Genomic DNA, 25,694 nt, shown 5'->3' on the forward strand with positions numbered 1-25,694 from the left:
TTTATGCTCAAAAGAAGTGGGAATGTCCGCTGATCTGACCGGTCATCCACCCAGATCAGCGGCTTCTTCGTCGACGGTCATCGGCATCCCTGCCTGTTCCGTGCCATCAGATCACACCAATTTCTCTAATTTTGGGTGAATAACAGCTTCTTTTGAGTAAAAATATCCTCGGGGGTGAGGCCGTAGGCCGAGGGGGCAGACAGCCCCCTCTTTCCCTCGCAGCTATTGTCCGAGTTTGGCGTGTACTTCGTCGAGATCAATTTCGCCAACAGGCATTTTGTTTGCCGGATTTTCGAAATCGTACTGGAAAATCCTGAAGTCCTTTTTGTACATCTCGTAGACGATGTGCATCGACAGATCGTCAAAGTAGTCCTCGACCGGATGCATGCGCTTTGGCCCGTGGCCTTCGCTTTCGTTGAAACGCGGAATTGTCGCCAGATCGATAGGATGAGCGGTCTCGATATTGTCCAGCACGTCCTGCATGCCCTCGTTGAACTTTTCGGTCCAGAATATCTTGTCATAACGTCCGCCGTTCACAATGAAGGTGGAGATATGGCCGGACATCGCAGACCAATGGATGTCAGGCTCCATGGGGCGGCGCCAGCGGATGGTGTCACGCGCAAAAAGCAGGAACCGCCGGAAGCTCTTGATCTGGTCGAATTCGAAACCAGTTTCGGGGTCACCCACTTCGATCCCGTATTTCTGGATCAAGAGCGGCACCAGATTGCCACGGTAGTATTTGCCGTTGCGCTGAATGCCACAGATCTTGTCAAAGAAAGATGACAGTATCCGCGTGTATGGGTTGCGCACACAGGTAAAGGCATAGCTTTCATGCGAGAGCACGTTCTTTGTGATTGGCTCCTGGCTTCCTTCAAGGGCCCATTTGTGCAGTCCGGTTTTGTCGTCATGGATGTCGCCATCAAAAAACCTGCCGTGGTCGGCGTAATGCATGATCTGACCGATGGTCGAGCAGGCGCATTTTGGCACGACCCGATACACAACGCTTTCGCTTGTGGTCATCCATGTTCCGGGAAAACTCGCCACGCAACCGCTCCTCATTCCAATATAATCGGTCTACACCATTTATGGACAAAGAAACCCTGTCACTTCAATGTCTGTTCGCGTTATGACAGCGTGGCGCATAAATCTGGCAACAAGGACCCTCAGGCCTAATGGCACAAGTCGCCTTTATCTTGCTGTGTCACAAAGACCCTGATGCAATCGTGCAGCAGGCGACGCAACTGACGGCAGCAGGTGACTATGTCGCGATTCATTTTGACGCCTCGGCCGATGCTTCGGATTACCGCACCCTTCAGTCTGCATTGTCACCAAACCCAAATGTGGTCTTCTCCAAACGGCGGGTGAAGTGCGGCTGGGGCGAGTGGAGCCTTGTGCAGGCGACGTTGCATGCCGTGGAAGCTGCCTTGCATGGTTTTCCGCGCGCGACGCATTTTTACATGATTTCGGGCGATTGTGCGCCTATCAAGTCCGCAGGCTTTGCCCACCGGTTCCTTGATGACAACGATGTAGACTATATCGAGAACCACGATTTCTTTGATAGTAACTGGATCAAGACCGGCTTTCGCAAAGAGCGCCTTGTCTACCGCCACTTTTTCAACGAACGGACACAAAAGCGGCGGTTTTACACGTCACTCGCGTTGCAGCAGCGGTTCGGTCTGACGCGTCAGGTGCCGGACGATCTTCAGATCATGATTGGTAGCCAGTGGTGGTGCCTGCGCCGCCGCACGATCGAAGCTGTGATGGAATTTGCCTATGCCCGCCGCGATGTGATGCGCTTTTTTCGCACAACATGGATTCCGGACGAGACTTTCTTCCAAACGCTCGTGCATCATCTGGTCCCGAGCCGCGAGATCGAGAACCGAACCCTGACATTCCTGATGTTTTCTGACTACGGGATGCCGGTGAACTTCTATAATGATCACTATGAGTTATTGATGGGGCAGAATGCCCTTTTCGCGCGCAAGATCAGTGCCGAGGCGACAGAACTGCGCAGCCGCTTGGGCGAGCTTTATGCAAGTGACCGGATGGATTTTGTCATTTCGGATGAAGGCCGCAATCTGTTTGACTTCCTCACCGGGCGCGGCAGGATCGGTCGCCGTTTTGCCCAAAGGTTCTGGGAAAGCGAGACATCGTTGGGGCGCAGCCGTGAGTTAATGATCATTGCCTGCAAAAAGTGGCATGTGGCCAAGCGCCTTGTCGCGGCGATCAGCCACCACACCAATATCCCTGCCGTCGAATATCTCTTTAACGAGAATGAAACGCCCCTGCCTGACCTTGGCGGAATCGAGTCTTCGCTCGAGAAACGGGGGCGGCATCGGCGGGCGCTGATGCGTATGCTTTTTGAACATTATGAGAGTGATCGGATGGTCATCTGCCTGGATACATCCAGTATCGACTTGATGGCCGATCTTTTCAGCGATCGCGCCACGGTCCGCCTGTTGGAAATCGAATGTTCGTTTGATGATGATTATCTTGTGGGGCATGCCATGCGTGTCGGTCTTGCCGGCCCTCAGACAAGCCCCGCCACATTAGCGCGACTACTGCCGACAATCCGCCATGACATGATCTATGAACGCGACATGATCCGCGATGCAAAGTTTGCCAATACAACCCGGATCAGGGAAACTGCGGGCACTGATGAAAACGCAGCAGCCTTGGCGCAATTCTTGAGCGTATCGCCGGAAGTAGCCCAGACGCTTGCCCAGACCCCCTATCTTTTTGTTGATTGAGGAAAACTATGGAATACGCCTACGACGACCAGAACATCTTTGCCAAGATCCTGCGCGGAGAGATTCCCAACAAAACGGTCTATGAAAATGACCACGCGCTTGCCTTCGACGATATCGCCCCGCAAGCGCCCGTGCATGTGCTGGTCATTCCCAAAGGCCCTTATATGAGCCTTGATCATTTTGCCCGCGATGCCTCTGCCGCGGAACACCATGGCTTTATGCAGGCCGTTGCAGAAGTCTGCCGGATCACCGGTTTGGAAGCGGGTTTTCGCGGGATATCAAACACGCGCACCCACGGTATTCAGGACGTCCCGCATTATCACATGCATATTCTCGGCGGTCGGCAACTGGGCCGTATGCTGTCGGATTGAAACCGCTAGCGTCCGGATGTGAGGGACAGGAAGACATCCTCTAGATGGGCCTGTTCTGTCGTCACGTCCTTGATCGTGATCCCGGCATCCCGCACCAGTGTCAGGATCTGGTCCGCTGGCGTCACGCCGCTTTGATAAGTGAAGGTCAGCGTGCCGTTCGCCAGCTTTTGCCCTTTGATTGTGTCGGGCAGGGAGGGGAGTTCGGCGGCCTGATCTGGGGTAATGACCAGCGTTTTGCTGTCCAGCCGCCCCAATAGGTTCGCGGTGCTGTCCCGCACGATCACCTCGCCATGGTTGATGATGGCGATATCGTCGCACATTTCCTCGGCTTCTTCGAGGTAATGTGTGGTCAGGATGATCGTCATCCCTTCGTTGTTCAGTTTGCGCACATTCTGCCATAGCAGGTTGCGCAATTCGATATCGACACCGGCGGTGGGTTCGTCCAGCACCAGGATTTGCGGAGAGTGAACAAGTGCCTTGCCCAGCAAAAGCCTGCGGCGCATCCCCCCGGACAGAGACCGCGCATAAGCGTTCGCCTTGTCGGTCAACCCGATCAGTTCAAGAATTTCCGCCGTCTTGCGCTGTGATTTCGGCACGCCGTAAAGCCCCGCTTGGACATCCAGCGATCCGGCAGGCGTAAAGAACGGGTCCAGATGCGGTTCTTGCGGCATGATGCCGATGGCAGCGCGCGATTGCCGTGGGTTTTTGTCCTGATCAAAACCCCAGATCTTGACCGTGCCTGCCGATTTCACGACCAGCCCTGCAAGAATATTGATCAGCGTCGATTTGCCCGCCCCGTTCGGCCCCAGAAGTCCAAAGATCGACCCGCGCGGGATATTGAGGTCGATGCCCTTGAGCGCCTCTTTGGCAGGACTGCGCCCGGTGGCGGCATAGGTCTTTTTCAACCCTGAGATTTCTATCGCATTGTCGGTCATGCTGGTCTTTCCCCCGTCCCGCGCCTGCGGTATGTTCCTTGCAGACTTAAGGTGGGTCGCGGCCCACGGCAACCAGACAGGTAGATCAATGACGACACCCGCCCCGGAAACCCGCATTGTGCATGAATGGCGCGTGGCCTGTGATGGCGGCGAGGGGGCCTTGGGGCATCCGCGCGTCTGGCTGCAAATCCCGCATGAACAAGGGTGGGTCGAATGCCCCTATTGCGACGCCAAACTGGTGCATAAGGAGTTCGAAGGCAAAGTCTGAGCATTTGTGCGAGAAAAGCACATACTATGTTCGGGTCCGCGCGTAGCCACACATGATACGCCGCGCTATATCCTGTGCTAACCGCATAAGGAGCCCCGTGATGACCTTCCGTCCTGTGACCCAATCGACTCGCGCCCAACCCACGATGGAAGGTGCAGGCGTGCACCTTCACCGCGTCTTTGGTTTTGGTGATCCCGCCGAAAGCGATCCGTTCTTGCTGCTGGACGATTTTCGCAACGATATCCCGTCGCACTATGAAAAAGGGTTTCCCTGGCATCCGCATCGCGGGATCGAAACGATCACCTATGTGCTTGAAGGCGAGGTGGAGCACGGCGACTCGCTGGGTAACCACGGAGTGTTGGGGGCGGGCTCGGTCCAGTGGATGACATCCGGGTCCGGCATCCTGCATCAGGAAATGCCACGGGGGAACGCGGCAGGCCAGATGCATGGCTTCCAGCTTTGGGCGAATTTGCCGTCTTCGCTGAAAATGACCGCGCCGCGCTATCAGGATATTGCAGGCAGTGATGTGCCCGAAATCATCGACGATGACGGGACACGGGTGAAGATCATCACCGGCGCGTTCTGGGGCAAAACCGGCCCGGTGGACGGGATCGCGGCGGACCCGCTTTATCTGGACGTCTCGGTACCACCCAATACCCGCAAGACTTTGCCCGTGGATACCCGTGCCAATGCTTTTGCCTATGTCTTTGCTGGCGCTGGCCGGTTTGTAGATGCCGCAGACCCCGTCGGCGTGCGCGTCGAGAAAGAGGTCGCGGGCCAAGAGATCAACATTCGCGACATGACCGGCAACCGGACTTTGGTGCGATTTGGCAATGGCGATGAAGTCACCGTGCAGGCAGGGCCGCAGGGTGTGCGGTTTCTGCTGGTGGCAGGCCGTCCCATTCAGGAACCTGTCGCTTGGCATGGCCCGATTGTGATGAACACACAGGCCGAGTTGCAGCAGGCGATGAAAGACCTGCGCAACGGGACTTTCATCAAGGCCGCGCACTAGACCGTCAGGCCCCCCGCGTATAGGTGTAGGAAACGTATCTGAGGGGGTCCAACATGGCGTTCGGCAAAGGCTGTCATCTGCATCTGATCGATGGATCGGCATTTATCTTTCGGGCCTATCACGCACTGCCGCCTCTGACCCGCAAGTCTGACGGTTTACCCGTTGGCGCGGTCAGTGGTTTTGTGAATATGCTGCAGCGTTATGTAGACGGCAACAATGGCGATGATGCCGCGACCCATGTGGCGGTGATCTTTGACAAGGGCAGTCACACCTTTCGCAACGAGATGTATGACCAATACAAAGCCAACCGCGAGGCGATGCCAGAGGATTTGCGCCCGCAGATTCCGCTGACCCGGACGGCGACCCGTGCCTTCAATATCGCATGCGAGGAAATGGAAGGGTTCGAGGCGGATGACATCATCGCGACCCTCGCCCATCTGGCCCGCAATGCGGGGGGGCGTGTGACGATCCTCACCTCTGACAAGGACATGATGCAGCTTGTGGGCGATGGCGTAGAAATGCTGGACCCGATGAAGAACAAGCGCATCGATCGTGAGGGTGTGATCGAGAAATTCGGTGTGGGTCCCGAGCGCGTGGTGGATGTGCAGGCGCTTGCGGGCGATTCGGTCGACAACGTGCCCGGCGCGCCGGGGATCGGGATCAAGACGGCGGCCCTATTAATCAATGAATATGGCGATCTCGAAACCCTGCTGGATCGGGCAGGCGAGATCAAGCAACCCAAACGCCGTGAAGCGCTGATCGACAACCGCGCACAGATCGAACTGTCCAAACGGCTCGTGCAGCTTGATTGCGATATGACGCTTCCTTTCACTTTGGACGATCTGGAAATTCGTGACCCTGATCCAGAGGTCCTGATGGGGTTCTTGGCGGAAATGGAGTTCCGCACGGTCACCAAGCGGATCGCCGACAAACTGGGCATTGAACCACCGGTGATCGAGGCCGTCGCCCCCGCCGCCGATGCTGCGACCCCCGAGGTCGTGGCGTTCGATCCCGACGCTTACGAATGTGTAAGCGATGAGCGGGCCTTGCAGGACTGGATCGACCGTATCCGCGAGCGCGGTTATGTGGCCGTCGATACCGAAACCACGGGCCTGAATGAAATGATCGCCGATCTGGTGGGCATTTCGCTTTGCGTCGCGCCGGGGCAGGCCTGTTATATCCCCCTGATCCATAAATCCGCATCTTCCGATGACCTTTTCGGGTCGGATGATCTGGCCGCGGGGCAGATGGATTTTGAGACCTGCTTGAAGATGCTCAAGCCCGTTCTCGAAGACCCCTCCATCCTGAAAATCGGCCAGAACATGAAGTACGACGCCAAGATTTTCGCGCGGCTCGACATCGCGGTTGCCCCGATCGACGACACGATGCTGATGTCCTACGCGATGCATGCCGGCCTTCATAATCACGGTATGGATACCTTGGCCGAACGCTATCTGGGGCATACTCCCATCCCGATCAAACCCTTGCTGGGTAGCGGCAAATCAGCGATCACCTTTGACCGCGTGCCTGTGGCCGATGCCGTGCGCTATGCCGCCGAGGACGCTGATATCACCCTGCGCCTTTGGCAACTGTTCAAACCGCAACTGCACGTCAATCGGGTCACGACGGTTTATGAAACACTCGAACGGCCCCTGGTCCCGGTTCTGGCGCAGATGGAACGCAACGGGATCAAGGTGGACCGCGACACGCTGAGCCGGATGTCGAATGCCTTTGCGCAAAAGATGGCCGGACTGGAAGACGAGATTCAAAAGCTGGCGGGGCGTCCGTTCAACGTGGGATCACCCAAGCAATTGGGCGAGATTCTGTTTGACGAAATGGGGCTTGAAATGCCTGACGGCAAAAAGCCCAGCACTGGCAAGACCGGGGCCTATTCCACCGGTGCCGATGTGCTCGAAGACCTTGCCACCTTGCACGACCTGCCGCGACGCATTCTGGACTGGCGGCAGTTAGCCAAGCTGAAATCGACCTACACAGATGCCTTGCAGGAACATATCAACCCTGAAACAGGCCGCGTTCATACGTCTTATTCCATCGCGGGTGCGAACACAGGGCGGCTCGCCTCGACCGATCCGAACTTGCAGAATATTCCCGTACGCTCAGAAGAAGGGCGGCGCATTCGCGAAGCCTTTGTGGCCGAACCTGGTAAAGTGATCGTCAGCCTCGACTATAGCCAGATTGAACTGCGTATTCTGGCGCATATCGCGGGGATTGATGCGCTGAAACAGGCGTTTCTGGACGGGATCGACATTCATGCGATGACCGCATCCGAAATGTTCGATGTACCGCTAGAGGACATGACGCCTGATGTGCGCCGTCAGGCCAAGGCCATCAACTTTGGTGTGATCTACGGCATCTCTGGCTTTGGGTTGGCACGCAACCTGCGCATTCCGCGCGCCGAGGCACAGGGCTTTATCGACCGCTACTTCGAACGCTTCCCGGGTATCCGAAAGTATATGGATGACACGATCGCGTTTGCAAAAGACCACGGCTATGTGCAAACTTTATTCGGGCGCAAGATCAACACGCCCGAGATCAATGCCAAAGGCCCGCAGGCCGGTTTCGCCAAACGTGCGGCGATCAACGCGCCTATCCAGGGGACAGCGGCAGATGTGATCCGGCGTGCCATGATCCGAATGCCAGCGGCGATTGAGGGACTGCCCGCAAAGATGTTGTTACAAGTGCATGATGAATTGTTGTTCGAAGTTGAGGCGGGTGCGACGCAAGACCTTATTGATACCGCACGCGCTGTGATGGAGAATGCAAGTGACCCTGCGGTCAAGCTGGACGTCAGGCTGGCGGTGGACGCAGGACAAGGGTTAAATTGGGCGCAAGCTCATTAGTTTGGAATTAAGAGGTAGCAGATGCGATATCTGATGATTTTGACAATGATGATCCTGGGCAGCGCTGCGGCGGCCCAGAATGTGCTTTATCTTTCTTCTGATGGTGCCTTGTTCAACTATGAAACCAACCGGCATGGTGCGGTCATGACCTCTGTTGAACCACCGGATGCGAACATGGTGGTGGCGTCCGACACAACGCCTGCGGTTGCCCCGGGCCAAGTAATCTACCTGGGCCGGGCTTGCGACGCTTTTTCTAAGCAACTTGGCGAAGGGAGTTGGCGCGCGACCGAAGGTGGCTTTTTCGTTGAATTCGGTGACTTGCGCGTGGCCTTTCCCGGCCAAGAGCTTGGATTGGTCCGCGGTGACCGTTGCAGGGGAACCTCTTGATCCGTTGAAACGCGAAGCGCGCCACCCTGTTGGGTGACGCGCATGAGATTTGGGTGTTCAGATCGGCCTTATCGTCTGCGTGACCTGTTTGTCCTGCGCCACGGACAGAGCTCTCACCCGCGAAGGTGATTTGCGGTCTGCCACGGCGCAATCAAGACCGCAAACGCCCTAGTTGACTGATTTCGCTTCAACAAGATTGGCGTCTGTTTTGCCCTGCGATGCAATCTCAATTCTGCGGGGTTTCAGCGCCTCTGGCACTTCGCGCATCAGATCAATGTGAAGCATCCCGTTCTCATGGCTGGCGCCTGTCACACGGACGTGGTCGGCCAGATGGAAACGCCGCTCAAAGGCGCGTGTTGCAATGCCGCGGTGCAAATAATTGCGCGCGGAATCATCGTTGGCCTTGCGGCCAGTGACGTGCAGCGAACGGTCTTTCAATTCGATCGCGAGGTCATTTTCGGAAAAACCTGCAACGGCAATCGAAATCCGCCAAGCATCATCATCCGTCTTTTCGATGTTGTAAGGGGGGTAGGTGTTCTGGCCGACATCGCTGGCAAGTGCGCGATCCATCAGATCTGCAATCTGGTCAAAGCCAACAGTGGCACGGTAGAGGGGGGTCAGGTCAAATGCTCGCATTTGGGTCATCCTTTTCTTAAGCGATAACAATGTGATGGCCTTCCCGATTGGGACAGGTCCTAAATACGGGACCCATCATTGGCATCCCGTCCCACCCTATGTGGGCACCACATTTTCGACTTTCAAGGGGTCTAGGGCCGCACGAATTTTGCGCCGGTATCGTTGCGTTCACTGCTTGTAATCAGGCGTTGCGTGCCGCCTGGTCGTGCCGGTCCCAGGCTTGCAAAATGCGCAAGAAGCGCGTTGAGCGGCTCTTCCAGCGACGTCCCAAGTGATACCTTTTGCCCGTTCACCTGCGCCATTGCGGAAACCACGGAGGCAATTCGCGTTTCGCCATCGCGGATCATGAAAACCGGCGACCCGCTGGATCCATACTCGACATCGCAGGTCATGACGACCACCCCTGTCTGCCGCCCGAGGACATTGCATACCTCTTGCAAGCTGGCGGCCTCTTCACGACCCCGCCCATACGAAACAACGCCAACCTGATCTCCGGTAATCGGGCGCGCGGCGATCAGGTACGGGCGGATGCGGGAATTGCGGATCGGCTGATCCAGTTCCAGCACAGCAATGTCCATGGCCACGTCTGCTGCATTGGTTGCATCGCCACTATGGTTATAATCCGGATGGGCAATGGCCCGGACGACAGAGCGGACCGCCTGTGCCTGCCCATCCCGAAGCCCGGCCAGAAACTGAAACCGGTCAGGCGAAACAAGACCGCCACCTTCATCATAGAGGCAGTGGGCTGCGGTCAGGATCAACCGGTCTCGGATCAATGAGGCAGTGCAGAAACCCTTGCCCCGGATATCGAGGCGCCCAACGGCTTCCCAACCCTGGCTATCCTGCCGGGTCTGGAGCGTCACCAGTCCGCTTTCCTGGGCTTGCACGGCATGCGCGACACCAAGCCAAATCAGCAGTGCAAATACCAAGTGACGCATGATCGATTCAATCTCCTTGGCGCCAGACTGGTCGAGAGTTAAGGCAGGATTATGGCATCCTTACCGCAGAATCGGGATCTGCGGTGCCCTTTTCCCCGGGGCCTTAAGCGCGGGAGGCTGGGGGCCTCCCGTTGCCCAATCCAGCAGCTCCACCGTATGCACGATAGGCACCTCTGTGCCGCCACCGATCTGCATCATGCAACCGATATTGCCTGCCGCGATGATGTCAGGTGTCAGCGCTTCCAGCGTCTGCACTTTGCGCGCTTTGAGTTGTTTGGAAATCTCGGGCTGCATGAGGTTATAGGTGCCTGCGGACCCACAGCACAGATGGCTATCGGCAGGTTCCAACACCGTGAACCCTGCCCTTTTCAGCAGGTCTTTTGGGAATGTCTTGATCTTCTGCCCGTGCTGCAAGGAACAGGCGGCGTGGTAGGCCACTTTGGTCGCCTTGTTCTCGCCTTCGGGCATGTCGAGCTTCATCAGCACTTCGGACACATCCATCGCAATGGCCGACACGCGCGCTGCATCAGCCGCCAATGGGTCGTTGCGGAACATATGGCCATAGTCCTTTACAGTCGTCCCGCATCCCGAGGTATTGATCACGATGGCATCAAGCCCGCCATTGTCGATTTCTTTGACCCAAGCACGAATGTTCTTTGCCGCCGTTGCATGGCTTTCGGTTTCTTTGCCCATATGGTGGGTCAGCGCGCCGCAGCATCCGGCCCCTTCTGCGACCACAACTTCTGCACCCAGACGGGTCAGCAGGCGGATCGTAGCGTCATTGATGTCGGTGTTCAGTGCCTTCTGGGCGCAGCCCGTCATCAAGGCCACGCGCATCGTCTTGTTCTTTGCCGGAAATGTCTGCGGATCATCGTTGCGACTGACAGGAGGGATCGTTTTCGGTGCCATCTCAAGCATGGCGCGCAGGCGGGCATCGGGCATGAAACGGGCAAAGGGCCGACCGATCTTGGCACCCAGGAGAGCCACGCGAAACCGCGTCGGATAGGGCAGGATCCGTGCAAGCAGCCACCGCAAGGCACGGTCAGACCACGGACGGTCATAGTTCTTCTCGATATAGGCGCGGGCGTGGTCCACCAGATGCATGTAATGCACACCGGACGGGCAGGTCGTCATGCAGGCCAGACAAGACAGGCAGCGGTCGATGTGCTTGACCGTCTTTGCATCGGGTTTGCGCGCGTTTTCCAGCATGTCCTTGATCAGATAGATCCGTCCACGCGGGCTATCAAGCTCGTCACCCAGCACCTGATAGGTCGGGCAAGTGGCGGTACAAAACCCGCAATGCACGCAAGAGCGCAGGATTTCGTTCGAGCGCTGGATCGCCGGGTCGGTCAGCTGTTCAGGGGTAAAGGTCGTTTGCATCAGGTCATCATCCCGGTGTTAAGAATGCCGCGCGGGTCGAATTTGGCGCGCAAACCCGCAGTGATCGCCGCAAGCGCTGGGGCTTGTGGTTGGAAGGTGGGAACCTCGGCCATGCCACGGATCAGCGTCGCATGACCATCATAAGCACCAAGCGCGGCGCGCAGGTCGCGGCCTTCTTCCACCAGCGCCCAGATCAACCCGCCACCCCAGTCATACTGCACTGCTTTGGCGTCCATCCTCGCCACCAGTTCCGGCGCGGCAGAAGGTTTGACGGAAACCCGCCAGACATCGCCGCCTAGATCGGCAAAGGCTGTGACATCGCGCACGGCCTGCCATTCAGCGCCGTCACCGATTGTCACGTCGACTGTGCCATAGGATTTCAACAGCTCTTGCAGCTTGCCCGCCCGGTAACGCACAGATGTTTCAAACCCTTCAATGCGCAGCAATGTGACCGGATCACCCGATGGGCCTTTGGGGAAATGCGCGGCGGCTGTCGCCTCGAAGGGCGATCCAAGTGCGGATGATAGCGCCGCGACAGCTTGTTGGTCGGTCAATCCATGCAGATGCAATGTGCCTGTGCATTCCACATCCGGCAGCACCTTCAACGAGACTTCGGTCAGCACACCCAAGGTGCCATAAGATCCCGCCAGCAGTTTGACCAAGTCATAACCGGTCACGTTTTTCATCACGCGTCCGCCGTTCTTGATGATCGTACCTGCGCCATCAACAAACCGGACACCCAACATGAAATCCCGGCACGCGCCCACGGAAATCCGGCGCGGGCCAGAGACATTGGCCGCAGCCATGCCGCCCAGCGTCGGCGTGCCTTTGGTTCCCAGCAAGACGCGGTGGTCCATCGGTTCAAACGCAAGGCGTTGATTTTCCGCAGCCAGAGTCTTTTCAATCTCGGCAATAGGCGTGCCGGCGCCGGCAACAATCGTCAACGCGCCGGGTTCATAAAGGCTGATGCCACTCAAGCCGGCGGTGCTGAGACGATCGCCCTCAAACTGCCCGACGAAACGTGTCCCGCCGCCTTTGATCTGCAGCGGCCCCTGTGTGCCAGCGATCATCTGGGCAAGCTCTTGTTCTGTTTTTGGCGTCATAACGGGCTTCTTTTGTTCAAAAATACCTTGGGGGAGCCCCGGCACGGGGCGGGGGCAAAGCCCCTTAGGCCGCGCGGCGGGTCTCGGAGGAGGCCAGAGGAAAGACTTTGGCCGCGTTCAACAGCCAAGCGGGATCAAATACATCCTTGATCGCCATCTGCGCCTCAAGATCAGCAGGATCGAACTGCACATTCATCAGATCGCGCTTTTCAATCCCCACACCATGCTCTCCGGTCAGGCAACCGCCAACCTCGACGCAGAGTTTCAAAATTTCTGCGCCGAATGCCTCACATAGCTCCAGATCACCGGGCTTGTTGGCATCAAACAGGATCAGCGGGTGCATATTGCCGTCGCCCGCATGAAAGACGTTGCCCACATCAAGGCCGAATTCTTTCGACATCTCGCCGATCCGTTTCAGAACGAAAGGCAGCGACGATACCGGGATCGTCCCGTCAAGGCACATGTAATCGTTGATCTGCCCCATCGCGCCAAAAGCGGACTTGCGGCCCAGCCAGATGCGTCCTGCTTCTTCGGCATCTTTTGCTTCACGCAGTTCCACGGGGTTGTGCGCGGCTGCAATCTGCTTGATCAGTTTGAGTTGCGCGTCAATCTCGGCGTCCGACCCTTCGACCTCGACGATCAACAGCGCCTCGCACATCGGATAGCCCGCTTTGGCAAAGGCCTCGGTCGCCTCGATGCAAGGGCGGTCCATGAACTCGATGGCAACAGGCAATATTCCAGCCTTGATAATGTCGGTGACAACCTGTCCTGCGACCTCGGAACTGTCGTATCCCATGAGGACAGGGCGCGCGCCTTCCGGCTTATGCAGGATACGCAATGTGGCTTCCGTTACGACGCCCAACTGCCCTTCGGACCCGCAGATCACGCCCAGCAGATCCAGACCGCCCGCATCCAGATGCGCCCCGCCGATTTCGACGATGCTGCCATCCATCAAGACCATCGTCACGCCCATCAGGTTGTTTGTGGTCACACCGTACTTCAGGCAATGCGCCCCGCCCGAATTCATCGCGATATTGCCCGCGATGGCACAGGCCAACTGGCTTGACGGGTCGGGCGCATAGAAAAATCCGTTCGTTTCGACCGCACCTGTCACAGACAGGTTGGTGCGCCCCGTTTGGACTTTGATATAGCGGTCATCGTAATTCGTCTCGATCACGCCGTTCATCTTGGCCACGCCAAGAATCACACAGTCTGCGGTGGGCAGGGCCCCCCCTGCAAGCGAGGTGCCGGACCCGCGTGGGACAACAGGCACGCCCATCTCATGACAGATTCTCAGCACGGCCGAGACTTCCTGAGTATTGGAGGGCAGCACCGCGCAAAGCGGCGGACATTTATAGGCGGTCAACGCGTCACACTCATAGGCCCGCGTCTCCATCTCGTCCGAGATCACGCTATCGCGTGGCAGGACCTGCAAAAACCGCGCGACGATCTGCGCCTTGCGCGAGATGACGCTGGCACTTGGGACTGGCATTTCCATGTGACGACTCCCTGATCCGTATGATTGGTAAAAAGATATTACCAATTTTACAATATGGCAAGTCTGAACTGGACAGGTTACACAATCGCTTATGCCATTGGTTGATCATATGTCCCTTTTGTCCCTGCGCGATTGGCTCGCCGTTGGGCTGATTGTCTCGACGTGGTTCATCATCGGATGGCTGATCGAACACCCCGGCGCCAAGCGCCCCTCTGTGACGATCCTTATGTCAGAGCGGCGACGCGACTGGATGAAAGTCTTTGTCACCCGCGATCCGCGCATCTTTGACAGTCAGATCCTGGGCGGGCTGCGGCAAGGCACGGCGTTCTTCGCATCGACCTGTCTGCTGGCCGTTGGTGGTGTCTTGGCCTTGGCGGGCAATACAGAGCCTTTGCGCGGCGTCGCAGCGGAAGTGACCGATATGGCGGTCCCCGTCCTGATCTTTCAGCTTAAACTCGCACTTGTCGCGCTTTTCCTGACCAATGCCTTCCTCAAGTTTGTCTGGTCCAACCGAATTTTCGGATATTGCGCCGTGATGATGGCCGCCGTGCCAAATGATCCGGACGATCCAATCGCCTACCACCGTGCCGCACAAGCGGCAGAATTGAACATCCGCGCCGCGATCAACTTCAACCGCGGTTTGCGGGCAATGTATTTTGCGCTTGGTGCCTTGGCGTGGCTTTTGGGCCCGATTGCATTGATGATCGCAACCGCAGTGGTGGTCTGGATCGTCTGGTCACGGGAATTTGCGTCAACGCCGCGCTCAATCCTGTTATTGAAAGATCCATGAGATTTTTTCTACCGCTTGCCTGTTTTGCCCTACCAGCCTTCGCTGACGCCCCTGTGGTCGAAGCGGTGACAATCAACGGCGACACTTTCAATGTCACGCTATCGCACCCGGATACAGGATGGGATCACTATGCGGATGGCTGGGAGGTGCTGGATGCCGATGGCAACCGCCTTGGCTTTCGCGAACTCTTCCATCCGCATGTCAATGAACAGCCTTTCACCCGCGCGCTGTCAGGTGTTCTTGTGCCCCAGGACTTGACGGTGGTCTATGTTCGGGCACGATGCAATGTCGATGGATGGTCCGACGATTTGTTCGAGGTTGTGCTGACGCGCTGATCCTATCGGCTGGCCCCCAACCGGTAATCGGCAATGACGGGGTAATGATCGGTTGGCCACTCCCCACTGAATTTTTGCCGCAGCACAACAGGATCACCCACAAGCGTCGCATCACCCGCACTTGCGATGTGATCAATCGCCCCAAACAGGTTGATACCACGATTGAAATGGTATGTGGCCCCTTTGACGGGCGCAAAGCTCAGCCCTGTATCGACCAGAATATCAATTGTACGATCTCCAAGTCTCGCGTTGATATCACCAACCAAAAAGACGGTTTCAGACCCTTCGATCCAGGGTGTGATCCGGTCAGCCACCAATTCCACCGACTGTAGCCTGTTTGACCGACTGGCATAGTCGGTATGCACGTTCACGACCCGGAACAATGCGCCGCTGTCTTTGTCGCGAAACTGCGCCCAAGAGGTAAACGCGGGAAAAGATCCGTTGAACGTTCGGGAGTAGATGACATCGGGTGTGTCTGAAAAGAAGAACCACCCTTGGTCAACAAGCGCGAGCCGGTCTGTCCGGTAAAAGATCGGCTGCGTCGATGGAAAGGCCGCCGGGTCGCCAACCGCTGCCGCCGCATAGCCGGGATTCTGTTCGAGCAGCCAATCAAGTTTCAAGTTGACTTGCCCTTCACTGCCGCGTGCGAAACTTTCCATTTCCTGAAAACCGATCACATCGGCATCCATTGCTTTGAAGGCCTGATCAAGCGGGATCTTGCGCCGCTCCCAATCACCAAGAGACCAAGCGCCGGTATCTTGCTGCAGCACAATGTAGTGGACGTTGTAAGTCGCGATGCGCAGCGCCTCTGTATCAGCATCGGGCAAAACAGCAGTGCCCGAATTGCGGATGGTCTGGCACCCGACCAGTGCAATCAAGCCCAGAACAATCAGTGCAAGGTATTTTATCACAAAGGCCGTCCCTTCACTCAGCGACGGCCTTCGCGCAGCCAAGCACCAATGATCAGCAAGGATGCAAGCAGCAGAAACGCCCAAGCCGGCAAAATAGGCGTAATACTGATATCGGCGGTCCTGTAAGCACCCCGTGGCGTAATCCCGATCCAGCCGCGCCCTGCCGCAGGGCGTCCTGCGCGCACGTCGCGGATATCGACAGCACCATCGGCAATCGACATGATCCCGCCGCGCGTACCTTCCACCAGCGGTGCCAGCGTTTCACCGCTGGCAATCGTCTGTTCAAACTCGCGCGGGGCGGCAGGGCCAAGGGCGATTACGGCGGTCTCTTCGCCATCATCCAGACGATACAGGCCGATTTCGGGAGCCTGCCACAGGGTTTCGAAACGCCCCGGTGATGTCTCTTCTAACGCCAGCGTCGTCTCGGTGCCGTCGGGATGGGTCACAATCACATCACCGGTTTCAAGATCAAGGGTGCGGCGGATGATCCGCATTGTCTGGCCTGTCGGTTCAACCCAAAGTGCCTCTTCCTCAAGCTCGGGTTCCTTCATCATCCAATGCGCAAGGCGGCGCAGCAGTTCCAGTTGCGGCCCGCCGCCTTCATAACCCCGATCCCAGAGCCACGAATGGTCCGAGGCAATCAGCGAAACACGGCCCTCACCGATCCGGTTGAGGGTCAAAAGAGGCCGGTCATCAAGGCCCGCCATGACGGTCATCGCTTCTTCCGGGACCAGAACGTCGACCAGCCGGAACCACCGCCCCCAACCCGGGCCTTCGCCATCAGGATTTGGTGCCAGTGCATCAAGCCCCTCGGTTACGGGATGACGCTGACCAAGATCGGTGATCTGCGGCACAAACCCTTCTTCGAAAACCCGCGCGGTCGGCGCACCCGGCAGGATTTGCCCCAAGGGCGAGCGATAGATACTCTCTGCCGATCCATATTCCGGCCCTGATGAGATCAGGACTGCGCCGCCTTGTTCGACATAGGCGCGGATGTTGTCGAAATAGGCGCTGGGCAGAATGCCACGGCGGCGATAGCGATCAAAAATGATGAGGTCGAAGTCGTTGATTTTTTCCAGAAACAACTCGCGGGTCGGGAATGCAATCAATGAAAGTTCGTTTACGGGCACGCCGTCCTGTTTCTCGGGCGGGCGCAGAATGGTGAAATGGACCAGATCAACAGAGGAATCCGATTTCAGCAGATTGCGCCAGGTCCGCTCACCGGGATGCGGCTCTCCAGAGACCAGCAAGACCCGCAGGCGGTCACGGACCCCGTTGATCTGGACAACCGCAGCGTTGTTGCGGTTTGTCAACTCGCCGGGCGCGTCGGGGATCGTGAATTGCAGCACGTTCATCCCGCCGTGGGGCAGGGTGATGGGCAATTGCACATCCTGACCAACGGGCACTTGTACGGTGATGGGCGGTTCGCCGTCGATCGAGATTGAAAGCGGCACACCGTCAGTTTGCGGAGCGGCCCCCTGATCATCAACGCGCAGTGTCAGCGTGACCTCCTCGCCAAGGATCGCGAAGGCTGGTGCATTTGTGACAATCAGCCGCCGGTCCCAATCATCAGGCTGCCCTGTCAGCAGCGTATGGACGGGGGCAGGCAGGCCCGGAGCCCGTTCGATGTCATGCAGGCGACCGTCCGTGATCAGAATGATCCCTGCAACACGCGCTTGGGGCTCTTCGGCCAGAGCCTCGGCCAGTCCCGTCATCAAGGCGGTGCCCAGATCACCCTCAGCATCTCCGACAGTGACCACACGCAACTCGGTATTGGGCTGTCGGGCCAGTTCCGCTTCGATATTGGCGATAGCGGCGGCGTTTTGCGCAGGTCTGTCACCAATGCGCTGGCTGGCACTCTCATCAACAACCATGATGACGATATCGCTCAAAGCCTCACGCTCTTCGTTTTGCACGGCGGGGTTTGCCAAAGCGGTCAGCAAGGCCAGGCCTGCCAACCCGCGCAGCCACCAACCCGGCAACCGCCGCCAGATCGCAAGCACAAGTGCGGCAAGCGCCAAGGCTGCGACCCCGTAAAGCAAAAGGATCGGGATCAGTGGATCAAGAACGAGGGTCCCTGTCATAGCGCAGTCTCCCACCTTCTTCCGAGCCTAAATATCCCCGCCGGAGGCATCAAATTTCTTGAAATTTGATTGCGCATCACTGACCCAACCGATCGAGCAGATCAGGGACATGGACCTGATCGGATTTATAATTTCCTGTCAGCACATGCATGATGACATTGACCCCGAAACGATAGGCGATCTCGCGCTGCCGTTCACCTGACATGCCGCGTCCGACCGGGAACATACGTCGGCCGTTGTTATCGACCGCCCAAGCGCGCGCCCAATCGTTGCCGCCGATAATCACCGGCGTTACCCCGTCATTGAGGTTCCGGAACGGCATGCCTTCCACCTGTTCGGCGTTCATCGGTGCCGCTTCGACCCAGACATCACGGCTGGCATAGCGGCCAGGAAAGTCTTGCAGCAGATAGAAGGTGCGGGTCAGGACATGGTCGGACGGTATGGGTTCGATGCTCGGAATATCCAGCGAGCGGGCTATGGCCTGCAGCTTGCGCCCCTCGGGAGAACCCGATCCAAAGCGCGCGGTGTCGGCGTCGCGGGTGTCGAACATGATCATCCCGCCCGTGCGCAGATAGCGGTTCAGCTTGGCATAGGCTTCGCGGCTTGGCAAAGGCTGGTCGGCGGTGACCGGCCAGTAAAGAAACGGGAAAAAGGCCAGTTCGTCCGTTTCGATATTTACCCCCACAGGTGCCGCAGGTTCGATCGAGGTTCTGCGGAAAAGCGTCTGTGACAAACCCAAAAGACCCGCCTGCGCGATGTCGTCAGTCTCGGGGTCGCCGGTCAGAACATGGGCCAGCACCACTTCGGTGGTGGCCCGCAATGCAAAGTCATCGGTCGATTGGGCCTGCGCCTGAGGTGCCAAAAGCATAAGCAACACAAGGGCCGCCGCCACATCCGCGCGCGGGCCGCGCAACCGCCCGCCAACAGCAAGCGAGGCAATCACATCAATCAGCAGCAAAAGCACAGTCGCACTCAAGAGCCAGCCTTTCAGGGCCGTTTCGCGCACAATATCCATGCCTTCAATCGTGATGCGCGCGGGCCATTGTGCGACAGTCAACAGAGTCTCCGCACCAATCACGTTGATTGCGAACTGGCGATCCCCGCCGGCATAAAGACCGGGCGGAAGATCGGGACCGGGAACACCCAGGCCAAGCACCTCTCCCGCGACACCGGGCAAGGCGCTGCCATCTTCCAGCCGCCCATAGGCGTCGAGCACCTTGTTTGGCAGCCATGTCGTACCTTCCAGTTCTGTCGCGTCCGGTTGGACCGGACGGGTAGAGACCGCCAGACGTTCCAGCATCTGCACAAAAAGACCGGACAAAGGCAGGTTCGACCATTCGGCATTGGCGGTCACATGGACCAGCACAACCTGACCCTCACCAACCAATTGCCGCGTGACCAAAGGCGTGCCATCCGTCAGTTGTGCGATGACGCGCTCTGCCAATGTCGGGTCCGGCTGGGCCATCACTTGTGATGTCACCGTCACATCCTCTGGCACGGGAAGACCATAGAAAGGGCTGTCTTCTGCAAACGGGGCCAGCGTTTTGGGCTCGCCCCAACTCATTGCGCCGCCAACGGAGCGACCGCCAGATCGCAGGCGCACAGGCAAGAGCGGGTCGGCTGCGTCGCGCCCCATGTCAGAGGCGGCAAGCCGGGGCCCTGCAAAGCGCAAAAGCATCCCGCCATTTTCGACCCACTCCAGCACACTGTCCGTTTCGGTGCCGGCAAGGCTGGCCACATCCGCCAGAATGATCACGTCGGGGTTGGCCAGTAAGATATCTTCCAACGTGCCGTCGATGATATCGGCAGTCGGCTCCAAGGCTTCGCGCAGATAATAGAGCGGCGAAAGCAGTTCCAGCCCCTCGCGGTCGTCCCGCCCGGCGATCAGCGCGACTTCACGCCGTTTGAGCGCATCATCGGTCAGGCTCACAGCACCGGCAGAGCGTGTGCCGCTCACCTCGAACCGCGTGATCCTGTTGCGCAGCTCCGGTGGCAGCACCATGGCCGTTTCTGCAACCGCATCGCCCGGAGCGAAAGAAAGTGGCACGGTCGCCAGTTGCCGCTCGACCCCCGCAGGGTCAAGGCCGATTGCCGTGACATTGGTGTCCAAAGCATTCCCGATGGGCGAACGTGTGGCCGATACGATGACCTGACCGTCTTCAAAGCGGGAAGGGCGCAACCCGACCGTTTGGCGCGGCGTCTGGAAGACAGTGACAGCGCCACGGCTTTCGAGCTCTGCCAGCAAATCATCACGGCCCGCCCAATCAAGACCATCTGAAATCCAGTAAGTTTCGAACGCTTCATCGCTCTGGGCGAACCAGCCGGCAGGATCACCGGGTTGCCATGGCTTGGGCAAGATATTGGGCAGGCGGTTCTGCCAAGCGCTGGGTGCCGCGAATGGCAATTCCCCGACAGGCAGGTCATTGAGGTTGATGACCGCAGTCAGGCGGTCGGCCAAAGCGGCTTCGGTCAGGAGTGTTTCCACCCGGTCGATCCGCGCCTGCCATGACGGTGCGCCCGCCCAAGACCCATCAAGCAGGATCACGAGGTTGCCGGACCCTTCGCGCGCGTTCTGCGGGTTCAGGACAGGGCCTGCAAAGCCGATGATCGCCGCAGCAATCGCGAGGATACGCAACAAAAGCAGCCACCACGGTGTCCGGTCGGTCTGGTTTTCGTCGTCGGTTAGACCCAACAGCAGGGCCACACCGGGAAAGCGGCGGCGGATTGGCGCAGGCGGCACGGCGCGCAGCAAAATCCACAGGATCGGCAGCGCGATCAGCCCAAGCAGCAACCAAGGTGCCACAAACCCTATGGGACCGATGGACCACATCAGGCGTGCCGCTCCAGCGCGCCATAAAGCCAAAGCAGCGCATTGGTGCCGCTTTCGCCTGTGTGGTGGGTCTGGAATTGCCAGCCCGTTGTGCGGGCCAGATGTTGCAGCCGATCCTTGCGGGCGGCCAGACGATCAAGGTAGCGCGCTTTCAGATCGCCCGCCTTAAGCGTTTCATGCTGCAGCGCGCCAGACATGCTTTCGAAAATGGTGCGCCCGTCAAAAGGAAAGGCTTCTTCCTGCGGGTCAAGCACTTGCAAAAGCGCGCCACGTACGCCCCGATCGGCCGCTTTCAACAAGGCATCCTCGATCGGTTTCAAATCACCCAAGAAGTCGCTGATAAAAAGCGCGCGCGAATGCGGCAGCATGCCTTGCGCTTCGGGTGCGCCATAGTCTGTGTCATCTGCGAGCGACAAAAGCTGGGCCATCTGCATCAGTTGCGCCTCGCCCCGGCGTGGTGGCAGCCGCAACCCGGTCAGCCCAACCCTTTCCCCGCCACGGATCAACAGGATCGCTGTGGCCAGCCCCAAGGTCCGCGCCCGCGCAGCCTTGCTTGGCAGGTTGTCATGCGAGCGGAACGACATGGATGCCGCCTGATCGACCCAAAGAATGATCGATTGCGCAATCTGCCATTCCTTGTCCTGCACGAAATTCACGTCGGATCTTGCCGACCTGCGCCAGTCTATCGTGCGCGCCTCGTCATGCGCTTGGGCGGGACGGTATTGCCAGAATGTATCGCCTGTCCCTGCGCGCCTGCGCCCGTGATCGCCCAATAGGACCGTCGACGCCAGATGCTCTGCCTCCGCAAGAAGCGGGGGCAGGGGCGCGGCCAGCGCCTCGGCTGTGGACCTGAGGGTGAGCGGGTCAGTCATGCAGCGCTTGCCACCGTCGTGATCTGATCGGCTACGGTGTTGATGACATTATGGATGCTTTCGCCGCGCGCACGGGCCGCGAATGATAGGGCCATCCGGTGTTCCAGTACGGGGACCGCCATCGCGCGCACGTCCTCTGCCGACGGGGCAAGACGCCCTTCCAGCAAAGCTTGCGCCCGCACGGTCAGCATCAGCGCCTGTGCCGCGCGCGGGCCAGGGCCCCAGCTGACGTTGTGGCGGATGATGTCGGGCGCGTTTGCATCGCCGGGGCGGCAGGCGCGAACCAGATCAAGGATCATCTCGACGATGTTTTCGCCCACTGGCATCCGGCGCAAAAGCGCTTGGGCATCCAGCAATTCCTGCGCGGTAAAGATCTGGCTTGATTTGGCATCAACCGATCCGGTCGTTGCGATCAGGATATCTTTTTCGGTCTGGCGGTCGGGGTAAGGCACATCGATCTGGACCAGGAAACGGTCAAGCTGCGCCTCTGGCAGCGGATAGGTGCCTTCCTGTTCAATCGGGTTTTGCGTGGCCAAGACGTGGAAAGGGACACCCAGAGGGCGGTGTTCGCCGGCGATGGTGACTTCCTTTTCCTGCATGGCTTGCAGCAGCGCCGATTGCGTGCGCGGCGAAGCGCGGTTGATTTCGTCGGCCATCAATAGCTGGCAAAAAATCGGGCCTTCTATAAAGCGGAAGTGACGCTTGCCGTCCTCGGAGGTTTCCAAAACCTCGGAGCCCAGAATATCTGCTGGCATCAGGTCGGGAGTGAACTGGATCCGGTTGCCGTTCAGCCCCATCACCGTGGAAAGTGTGTCAACAAGCCGCGTCTTGCCAAGGCCGGGAAGACCGATCAACACGGCGTGGCCGCCGCAAATCAGGGCTGTCAGGGTCAGGTCAACAACCCGTGGTTGGCCAATAAAACGGGCCGAGATACTGGCGCGGGCTGCGCCCAGTTTTGCGCCCAGAACCTCGATTTGGGCAACAAGATCGGCGTCGTTTGCCATGACTTTCCTCCGGTTGAACTATATCTGTTATACGAACAGATAATACCATGAACCCCAATGGCAAAAAGAATGACCACACAAAAGATTGTGACCCCCTCTGCAGAAAGCCTCGCCAGCAGCGCGCGTGCCGTCCAAAAAGGCGGTTTACCACCGGTACATTTGTGGAATCCGCCTCATTGCGGCGATATCGACATGCGGATAGCGCGGGATGGGACATGGTTTTATATGGGCACACCGATCGGGCGCGTTGAACTGGTGCGCTTGTTTTCAACGATTCTGCGCCGTGATGGGGATGATTACGTTCTGGTCACTCCGGTCGAGAAGGTCGGGATCAAGGTGGATGATGCGCCCTTCGTCGCTGTCGATTTCAACCGGCGCGGGGATGGTTTGGAATTTGAAACCAATGTCGGCGACCGGATGATCGCCGGGCCCGACCATCCGATCCGTGTGGTGCGAGACACCGAAACGGGTGAGCCGTCACCCTACATCCTGGTCCGCAGCAATCTGGAGGCGCTGATCGACCGCAAGTCGTTTTACCGCTTGGTCGAGACCGGTGAACATGCGGATTATGAGGGCGAGCAATGGTTCGGTGTCAGATCTGAAGGTATATTTTTTCCGATTATTCCAACCGCCGAGCTTGCGTAGTTTGCCGTGAACCACCGCTTGCTGACCTAAGATCTCCGGAGTCTGTGCCATGCCAAAATTCTGCGCCAATCTCACGTGGCTCTTTACAGAACTCCCCTTTCTTGAACGGTTTGAAGCCGCCAAAGAGGCGGGCTTTGACGGGGTCGAGGTTCTGTTTCCTTATGACGTCAACGCGCAGGATATCGTGAATGCACGCGCGCGGCATGACTTGCAGATGGTCCTGATCAATTGCCCGCCCCCCAACTACACCGGTGGCGCGCAAGGCTTTGCGGCCGTGCCGGGCGTCGAGGAGCGGTTCCAGAAGGATTTCATGCGCGCGCTCCGTTACGCGCAGACTTTAGGGGCCAAGCACCTGCACATCATGTCAGGTGTGGCCGAAGGGGCTTTGGCAAAAGAGACCTTCATTCGCAATCTGCGCTGGGCAGCCGCCCAGGCACCCAAACAAAGCCTGACAATCGAGCCGATCAATAATGAAACGATGCCGGGTTATTTCCTCAACGACTTCGATCTGGGCCGCGAGATTGTCATGATGATTGGTGCGCCTAACCTGCGCCTGCAATTTGACGCCTTTCATGCTGCAAAGATCACAGGTGACGTCTGGGGCACATGGGAGGCCGTGCGCGATATCACGGCGCATGTGCAGGTCGCGCAAATGCCGGACAGGGGCGAACCGGATCAGGGCGAGATCGACTATCCTGCGTTTTTTGCCGCGCTTGATGCGCAGGGGTACGCAGGTTGGGTGTCGGGTGAGTATAAGCCGCGCAAGACAACAGGCGATGGTCTGGGGTGGATTGCAGGTTGATGACACCAAGGTGCGTGAAGACGGCTTTGTGGACTTTTCAGCGCCCTCTCTAGAATCCGAAATCTTTTGATATCTTATTTCCTACTGAAAACATGCTGACATAACGCTGTCAGCAGGGGTATGCTTAAAGCTGTTCATCAACCTCAACAAAGGAGATGAAACATGAGCGATCGTACTATTATGGCCTGGGGCGAAATCCCTGTGACCGACTTGGAAAAGTCAGTTGCGTTTTATAACGAAGTCTTTGGATACGACATGAAGATCGACACTTCTGGTCCTAATCCAATGGCGGTACTGGGCAGCCTAGAGAATTCCGCCGGAGCGCATCTTTATCCGGGCAAACCTGCCGCCGACGGTGGCAACACCATCCATCTTGCTTTGACCGATACGCTCGAAGCCGGGATCGACCGTGTCTGGAAAGCTGGCGGTAAGGTCGTCAGCCCTCCGATCGCAATCCCTGCTGGCCGTTTTGCTTATGCACAGGATCTTGACGGCAATTCCATCGGCCTGTTCGAGGGCGCCGCCTGATGCGCAAGGCCGACCGCCTTTTTCAGATATTGCAATATCTGCGAGGCGGTCGGCTGACCACGGCAGCACAACTGGCTGAAAAGCTGGAGGTCACGCCGCGCACGATCTACCGCGATGTGGCGCATCTGATTGGCTCTGGCGTGCCCATCGAAGGCGAAGCAGGCGTGGGCTATCTGATGCGCGACGGCTATGACCTCCCGCCATTGATGTTCACCAGCGAAGAGATCGTGGCCCTCGTATCCGGTGCGCGCCTGCTGCAAACTTGGGGCGGAACCAAAATGGCCGCCGCCGCCCAAGAAGCGATGGTCAAGATTGATGCCGTCCTGCCTGAAGAAGCGCGCAGGCAGATCGGGCAGGTCAACGTACATGTGATGGGCGATGGATCAGCCAGCAGCCACTGGCGCGACTATCTGGACCGGTTCGAGGCAGCTTCTGAGGCCAATATCCGCATGCAGATGACCTATGCGGACGAAGCGGGCAACCAGACAGAGCGGATCGTGCGCCCTTTGGGGGTCTGGTTCTGGGGCAAGGTCTGGACCGCCGTGTGCTGGTGCGAGTTGCGCGAGGGGTTTCGGATGTTCCGGTTGGATCGGGTCTCTGATCTGGTGGAATTGGACCGTTTCCGCCCGCAAAAGGACCAAACCTTGCGCGCATTCTATGAAACAGAGGCCTATCGCCACTAAACGCACAGTATTGTGTGTGGCCATCCGGCAGGCGCGTACTAGGCTCTGAGGTGCAAATCAAAGGAGTCAGT

General features: G+C 58.1%; 24 protein-coding genes. 12 read left to right on the forward strand and 12 right to left on the reverse strand.

Annotation, left to right across the window (positions count from 1 at the left end):
- Nucleotides 1-222 precede the first annotated feature (222 nt).
- Nucleotides 223-1,059 (reverse strand): sulfotransferase family protein, encoded by an 837-nt coding sequence (locus NWQ23_RS06480; protein ID WP_372340112.1) that lies wholly within the window; start codon nucleotides 1,057-1,059, stop codon nucleotides 223-225.
- A gap of 113 nt (nucleotides 1,060-1,172) precedes the next feature.
- On the opposite strand from NWQ23_RS06480, the gene NWQ23_RS06485 reads away from it, so the two are divergent.
- Both NWQ23_RS06485 and NWQ23_RS06490 read left to right on the forward strand, forming a co-directional pair.
- Nucleotides 1,173-2,750: a DUF5928 domain-containing protein gene (locus NWQ23_RS06485; protein WP_306165443.1), complete on the forward strand. Its 1,578-nt coding sequence runs from the start codon at nucleotides 1,173-1,175 to the stop codon at nucleotides 2,748-2,750.
- Between the two features lie 8 nt (nucleotides 2,751-2,758).
- On the forward strand, nucleotides 2,759-3,121 hold the full coding sequence (locus NWQ23_RS06490) for an HIT domain-containing protein (RefSeq protein WP_306165444.1): 363 nt from the start codon (nucleotides 2,759-2,761) through the stop codon (nucleotides 3,119-3,121).
- A gap of 5 nt (nucleotides 3,122-3,126) precedes the next feature.
- On the opposite strand, the gene NWQ23_RS06495 is transcribed toward NWQ23_RS06490, so the two are convergent.
- Nucleotides 3,127-4,056 carry an ABC transporter ATP-binding protein gene (locus NWQ23_RS06495; protein WP_306165445.1) on the reverse strand — a complete coding sequence of 310 codons (930 nt, stop codon included), beginning with the start codon at nucleotides 4,054-4,056 and terminating at the stop codon, nucleotides 3,127-3,129.
- Nucleotides 4,057-4,144: 88 nt separating this feature from the next.
- Here NWQ23_RS06495 and NWQ23_RS06500 point away from each other — a divergent pair, with 88 nt between their 5' ends.
- The 4 genes from NWQ23_RS06500 to NWQ23_RS06515 all read left to right on the forward strand — a co-directional run bounded on the left by NWQ23_RS06500 (nucleotide 4,145) and on the right by NWQ23_RS06515 (nucleotide 8,584).
- Nucleotides 4,145-4,324, forward strand: a complete 180-nt coding sequence (locus NWQ23_RS06500) for a zinc-finger domain-containing protein (protein WP_306165446.1) — start codon at nucleotides 4,145-4,147, stop codon at nucleotides 4,322-4,324.
- A gap of 100 nt (nucleotides 4,325-4,424) precedes the next feature.
- Nucleotides 4,425-5,336 (forward strand): pirin family protein, encoded by a 912-nt coding sequence (locus NWQ23_RS06505; protein WP_306165447.1) that lies wholly within the window; start codon nucleotides 4,425-4,427, stop codon nucleotides 5,334-5,336.
- Between the two features lie 53 nt (nucleotides 5,337-5,389).
- Nucleotides 5,390-8,197, forward strand: a complete 2,808-nt coding sequence (gene polA, locus NWQ23_RS06510; RefSeq protein WP_306165448.1) for a DNA polymerase I — start codon at nucleotides 5,390-5,392, stop codon at nucleotides 8,195-8,197.
- A gap of 21 nt (nucleotides 8,198-8,218) precedes the next feature.
- On the forward strand, nucleotides 8,219-8,584 hold the full coding sequence (locus NWQ23_RS06515; RefSeq protein WP_306165449.1) for a hypothetical protein: 366 nt from the start codon (nucleotides 8,219-8,221) through the stop codon (nucleotides 8,582-8,584).
- A 168-nt stretch (nucleotides 8,585-8,752) separates the two neighbouring features.
- Here the strand turns inward: NWQ23_RS06515 and NWQ23_RS06520 are convergent, their stop codons facing one another.
- The 5 genes from NWQ23_RS06520 to NWQ23_RS06540 form a co-directional block, all read right to left on the reverse strand.
- On the reverse strand, nucleotides 8,753-9,220 hold the full coding sequence (locus NWQ23_RS06520) for an Hsp20 family protein (protein WP_306165450.1): 468 nt from the start codon (nucleotides 9,218-9,220) through the stop codon (nucleotides 8,753-8,755).
- Between the two features lie 131 nt (nucleotides 9,221-9,351).
- Nucleotides 9,352-10,158: a serine protease gene (locus tag NWQ23_RS06525; protein ID WP_306165451.1), complete on the reverse strand. Its 807-nt coding sequence runs from the start codon at nucleotides 10,156-10,158 to the stop codon at nucleotides 9,352-9,354.
- A 60-nt stretch (nucleotides 10,159-10,218) separates the two neighbouring features.
- Complete coding sequence (glcF, locus tag NWQ23_RS06530; RefSeq protein ID WP_306165452.1) at nucleotides 10,219-11,538, reverse strand: glycolate oxidase subunit GlcF; 1,320 nt, start codon at nucleotides 11,536-11,538, stop codon at nucleotides 10,219-10,221.
- Nucleotides 11,538-12,641 (reverse strand): FAD-binding protein, encoded by a 1,104-nt coding sequence (locus tag NWQ23_RS06535; RefSeq protein ID WP_306165453.1) that lies wholly within the window; start codon nucleotides 12,639-12,641, stop codon nucleotides 11,538-11,540. Before NWQ23_RS06535 ends, glcF begins: the two co-directional genes overlap by 1 nt.
- Nucleotides 12,642-12,705: 64 nt before the next feature.
- Nucleotides 12,706-14,139, reverse strand: coding sequence for an FAD-linked oxidase C-terminal domain-containing protein (locus NWQ23_RS06540; RefSeq protein ID WP_306165454.1), 1,434 nt, complete (start codon nucleotides 14,137-14,139; stop codon nucleotides 12,706-12,708).
- A 91-nt stretch (nucleotides 14,140-14,230) separates the two neighbouring features.
- Between NWQ23_RS06540 and NWQ23_RS06545 the strand changes: the two genes are divergently transcribed.
- Both NWQ23_RS06545 and NWQ23_RS06550 read left to right on the forward strand, forming a co-directional pair.
- Nucleotides 14,231-14,929 (forward strand): DUF599 domain-containing protein, encoded by a 699-nt coding sequence (locus NWQ23_RS06545; protein WP_306165455.1) that lies wholly within the window; start codon nucleotides 14,231-14,233, stop codon nucleotides 14,927-14,929.
- Nucleotides 14,926-15,264, forward strand: coding sequence for a hypothetical protein (locus NWQ23_RS06550; RefSeq protein ID WP_306165456.1), 339 nt, complete (start codon nucleotides 14,926-14,928; stop codon nucleotides 15,262-15,264). The genes NWQ23_RS06545 and NWQ23_RS06550 overlap by 4 nt, the downstream gene beginning before the upstream one ends.
- 2 nt (nucleotides 15,265-15,266) lie before the next feature.
- Here the strand turns inward: NWQ23_RS06550 and NWQ23_RS06555 are convergent, their stop codons facing one another.
- The 5 genes from NWQ23_RS06555 to NWQ23_RS06575 form a co-directional block, all read right to left on the reverse strand.
- Nucleotides 15,267-16,175: an endonuclease/exonuclease/phosphatase family protein gene (locus NWQ23_RS06555; protein WP_306165457.1), complete on the reverse strand. Its 909-nt coding sequence runs from the start codon at nucleotides 16,173-16,175 to the stop codon at nucleotides 15,267-15,269.
- 17 nt (nucleotides 16,176-16,192) lie between these two features.
- Entirely contained in the window at nucleotides 16,193-18,259 is a 2,067-nt protein-coding gene (locus NWQ23_RS06560; RefSeq protein ID WP_306165458.1) for a hypothetical protein, read from the reverse strand.
- A gap of 76 nt (nucleotides 18,260-18,335) precedes the next feature.
- Entirely contained in the window at nucleotides 18,336-21,089 is a 2,754-nt protein-coding gene (locus tag NWQ23_RS06565; protein ID WP_306165459.1) for a DUF4159 domain-containing protein, read from the reverse strand.
- Nucleotides 21,089-21,961, reverse strand: a complete 873-nt coding sequence (locus NWQ23_RS06570) for a DUF58 domain-containing protein (protein WP_306165460.1) — start codon at nucleotides 21,959-21,961, stop codon at nucleotides 21,089-21,091. Before NWQ23_RS06570 ends, NWQ23_RS06565 begins: the two co-directional genes overlap by 1 nt.
- A complete protein-coding gene (locus NWQ23_RS06575; RefSeq protein ID WP_306165461.1) occupies nucleotides 21,958-22,965 on the reverse strand; it encodes a MoxR family ATPase in 1,008 nt (335 codons plus the stop codon). Before NWQ23_RS06575 ends, NWQ23_RS06570 begins: the two co-directional genes overlap by 4 nt.
- Before the next feature lie 69 nt (nucleotides 22,966-23,034).
- On the opposite strand from NWQ23_RS06575, the gene NWQ23_RS06580 reads away from it, so the two are divergent.
- The 4 genes from NWQ23_RS06580 to NWQ23_RS06595 all read left to right on the forward strand — a co-directional run bounded on the left by NWQ23_RS06580 (nucleotide 23,035) and on the right by NWQ23_RS06595 (nucleotide 25,623).
- Nucleotides 23,035-23,610, forward strand: a complete 576-nt coding sequence (locus NWQ23_RS06580; protein WP_306165462.1) for a DUF1285 domain-containing protein — start codon at nucleotides 23,035-23,037, stop codon at nucleotides 23,608-23,610.
- 49 nt (nucleotides 23,611-23,659) lie between these two features.
- Complete coding sequence (locus tag NWQ23_RS06585; RefSeq protein WP_306165463.1) at nucleotides 23,660-24,412, forward strand: hydroxypyruvate isomerase family protein; 753 nt, start codon at nucleotides 23,660-23,662, stop codon at nucleotides 24,410-24,412.
- A 162-nt stretch (nucleotides 24,413-24,574) separates the two neighbouring features.
- Nucleotides 24,575-24,940, forward strand: a complete 366-nt coding sequence (locus tag NWQ23_RS06590) for a VOC family protein (RefSeq protein WP_306165464.1) — start codon at nucleotides 24,575-24,577, stop codon at nucleotides 24,938-24,940.
- Complete coding sequence (locus NWQ23_RS06595) at nucleotides 24,940-25,623, forward strand: YafY family protein (protein WP_306165465.1); 684 nt, start codon at nucleotides 24,940-24,942, stop codon at nucleotides 25,621-25,623. The genes NWQ23_RS06590 and NWQ23_RS06595 overlap by 1 nt, the downstream gene beginning before the upstream one ends.
- Nucleotides 25,624-25,694 lie beyond the last annotated feature (71 nt).

Source organism: Yoonia sp., assembly GCF_030731595.1.
Lineage (GTDB): Bacteria > Pseudomonadota > Alphaproteobacteria > Rhodobacterales > Rhodobacteraceae > Yoonia.

Coding starts and splice junctions, on each gene's coding strand:
- NWQ23_RS06575 (WP_306165461.1), bottom strand. CDS start 22,965: ATGGCAAACGACGCCGATCTTGTTGCCCAAATCGAGGTTCTGGGCGCA.
- NWQ23_RS06585 (WP_306165463.1), top strand. CDS start 23,660: ATGCCAAAATTCTGCGCCAATCTCACGTGGCTCTTTACAGAACTCCCC.
- NWQ23_RS06535 (WP_306165453.1), bottom strand. CDS start 12,641: ATGACGCCAAAAACAGAACAAGAGCTTGCCCAGATGATCGCTGGCACA.
- glcF (WP_306165452.1), bottom strand. CDS start 11,538: ATGCAAACGACCTTTACCCCTGAACAGCTGACCGACCCGGCGATCCAG.
- NWQ23_RS06545 (WP_306165455.1), top strand. CDS start 14,231: ATGCCATTGGTTGATCATATGTCCCTTTTGTCCCTGCGCGATTGGCTC.
- NWQ23_RS06520 (WP_306165450.1), bottom strand. CDS start 9,220: ATGCGAGCATTTGACCTGACCCCCCTCTACCGTGCCACTGTTGGCTTT.
- NWQ23_RS06565 (WP_306165459.1), bottom strand. CDS start 21,089: ATGTGGTCCATCGGTCCCATAGGGTTTGTGGCACCTTGGTTGCTGCTT.
- NWQ23_RS06595 (WP_306165465.1), top strand. CDS start 24,940: ATGCGCAAGGCCGACCGCCTTTTTCAGATATTGCAATATCTGCGAGGC.
- NWQ23_RS06550 (WP_306165456.1), top strand. CDS start 14,926: ATGAGATTTTTTCTACCGCTTGCCTGTTTTGCCCTACCAGCCTTCGCT.
- NWQ23_RS06515 (WP_306165449.1), top strand. CDS start 8,219: ATGCGATATCTGATGATTTTGACAATGATGATCCTGGGCAGCGCTGCG.
- NWQ23_RS06495 (WP_306165445.1), bottom strand. CDS start 4,056: ATGACCGACAATGCGATAGAAATCTCAGGGTTGAAAAAGACCTATGCC.
- NWQ23_RS06505 (WP_306165447.1), top strand. CDS start 4,425: ATGACCTTCCGTCCTGTGACCCAATCGACTCGCGCCCAACCCACGATG.
- NWQ23_RS06485 (WP_306165443.1), top strand. CDS start 1,173: ATGGCACAAGTCGCCTTTATCTTGCTGTGTCACAAAGACCCTGATGCA.
- NWQ23_RS06480 (WP_372340112.1), bottom strand. CDS start 1,059: ATGAGGAGCGGTTGCGTGGCGAGTTTTCCCGGAACATGGATGACCACA.
- NWQ23_RS06580 (WP_306165462.1), top strand. CDS start 23,035: ATGACCACACAAAAGATTGTGACCCCCTCTGCAGAAAGCCTCGCCAGC.
- NWQ23_RS06540 (WP_306165454.1), bottom strand. CDS start 14,139: ATGGAAATGCCAGTCCCAAGTGCCAGCGTCATCTCGCGCAAGGCGCAG.
- NWQ23_RS06490 (WP_306165444.1), top strand. CDS start 2,759: ATGGAATACGCCTACGACGACCAGAACATCTTTGCCAAGATCCTGCGC.
- NWQ23_RS06590 (WP_306165464.1), top strand. CDS start 24,575: ATGAGCGATCGTACTATTATGGCCTGGGGCGAAATCCCTGTGACCGAC.
- NWQ23_RS06570 (WP_306165460.1), bottom strand. CDS start 21,961: ATGACTGACCCGCTCACCCTCAGGTCCACAGCCGAGGCGCTGGCCGCG.
- NWQ23_RS06560 (WP_306165458.1), bottom strand. CDS start 18,259: ATGACAGGGACCCTCGTTCTTGATCCACTGATCCCGATCCTTTTGCTT.
- NWQ23_RS06500 (WP_306165446.1), top strand. CDS start 4,145: ATGACGACACCCGCCCCGGAAACCCGCATTGTGCATGAATGGCGCGTG.
- NWQ23_RS06525 (WP_306165451.1), bottom strand. CDS start 10,158: ATGCGTCACTTGGTATTTGCACTGCTGATTTGGCTTGGTGTCGCGCAT.
- polA (WP_306165448.1), top strand. CDS start 5,390: ATGGCGTTCGGCAAAGGCTGTCATCTGCATCTGATCGATGGATCGGCA.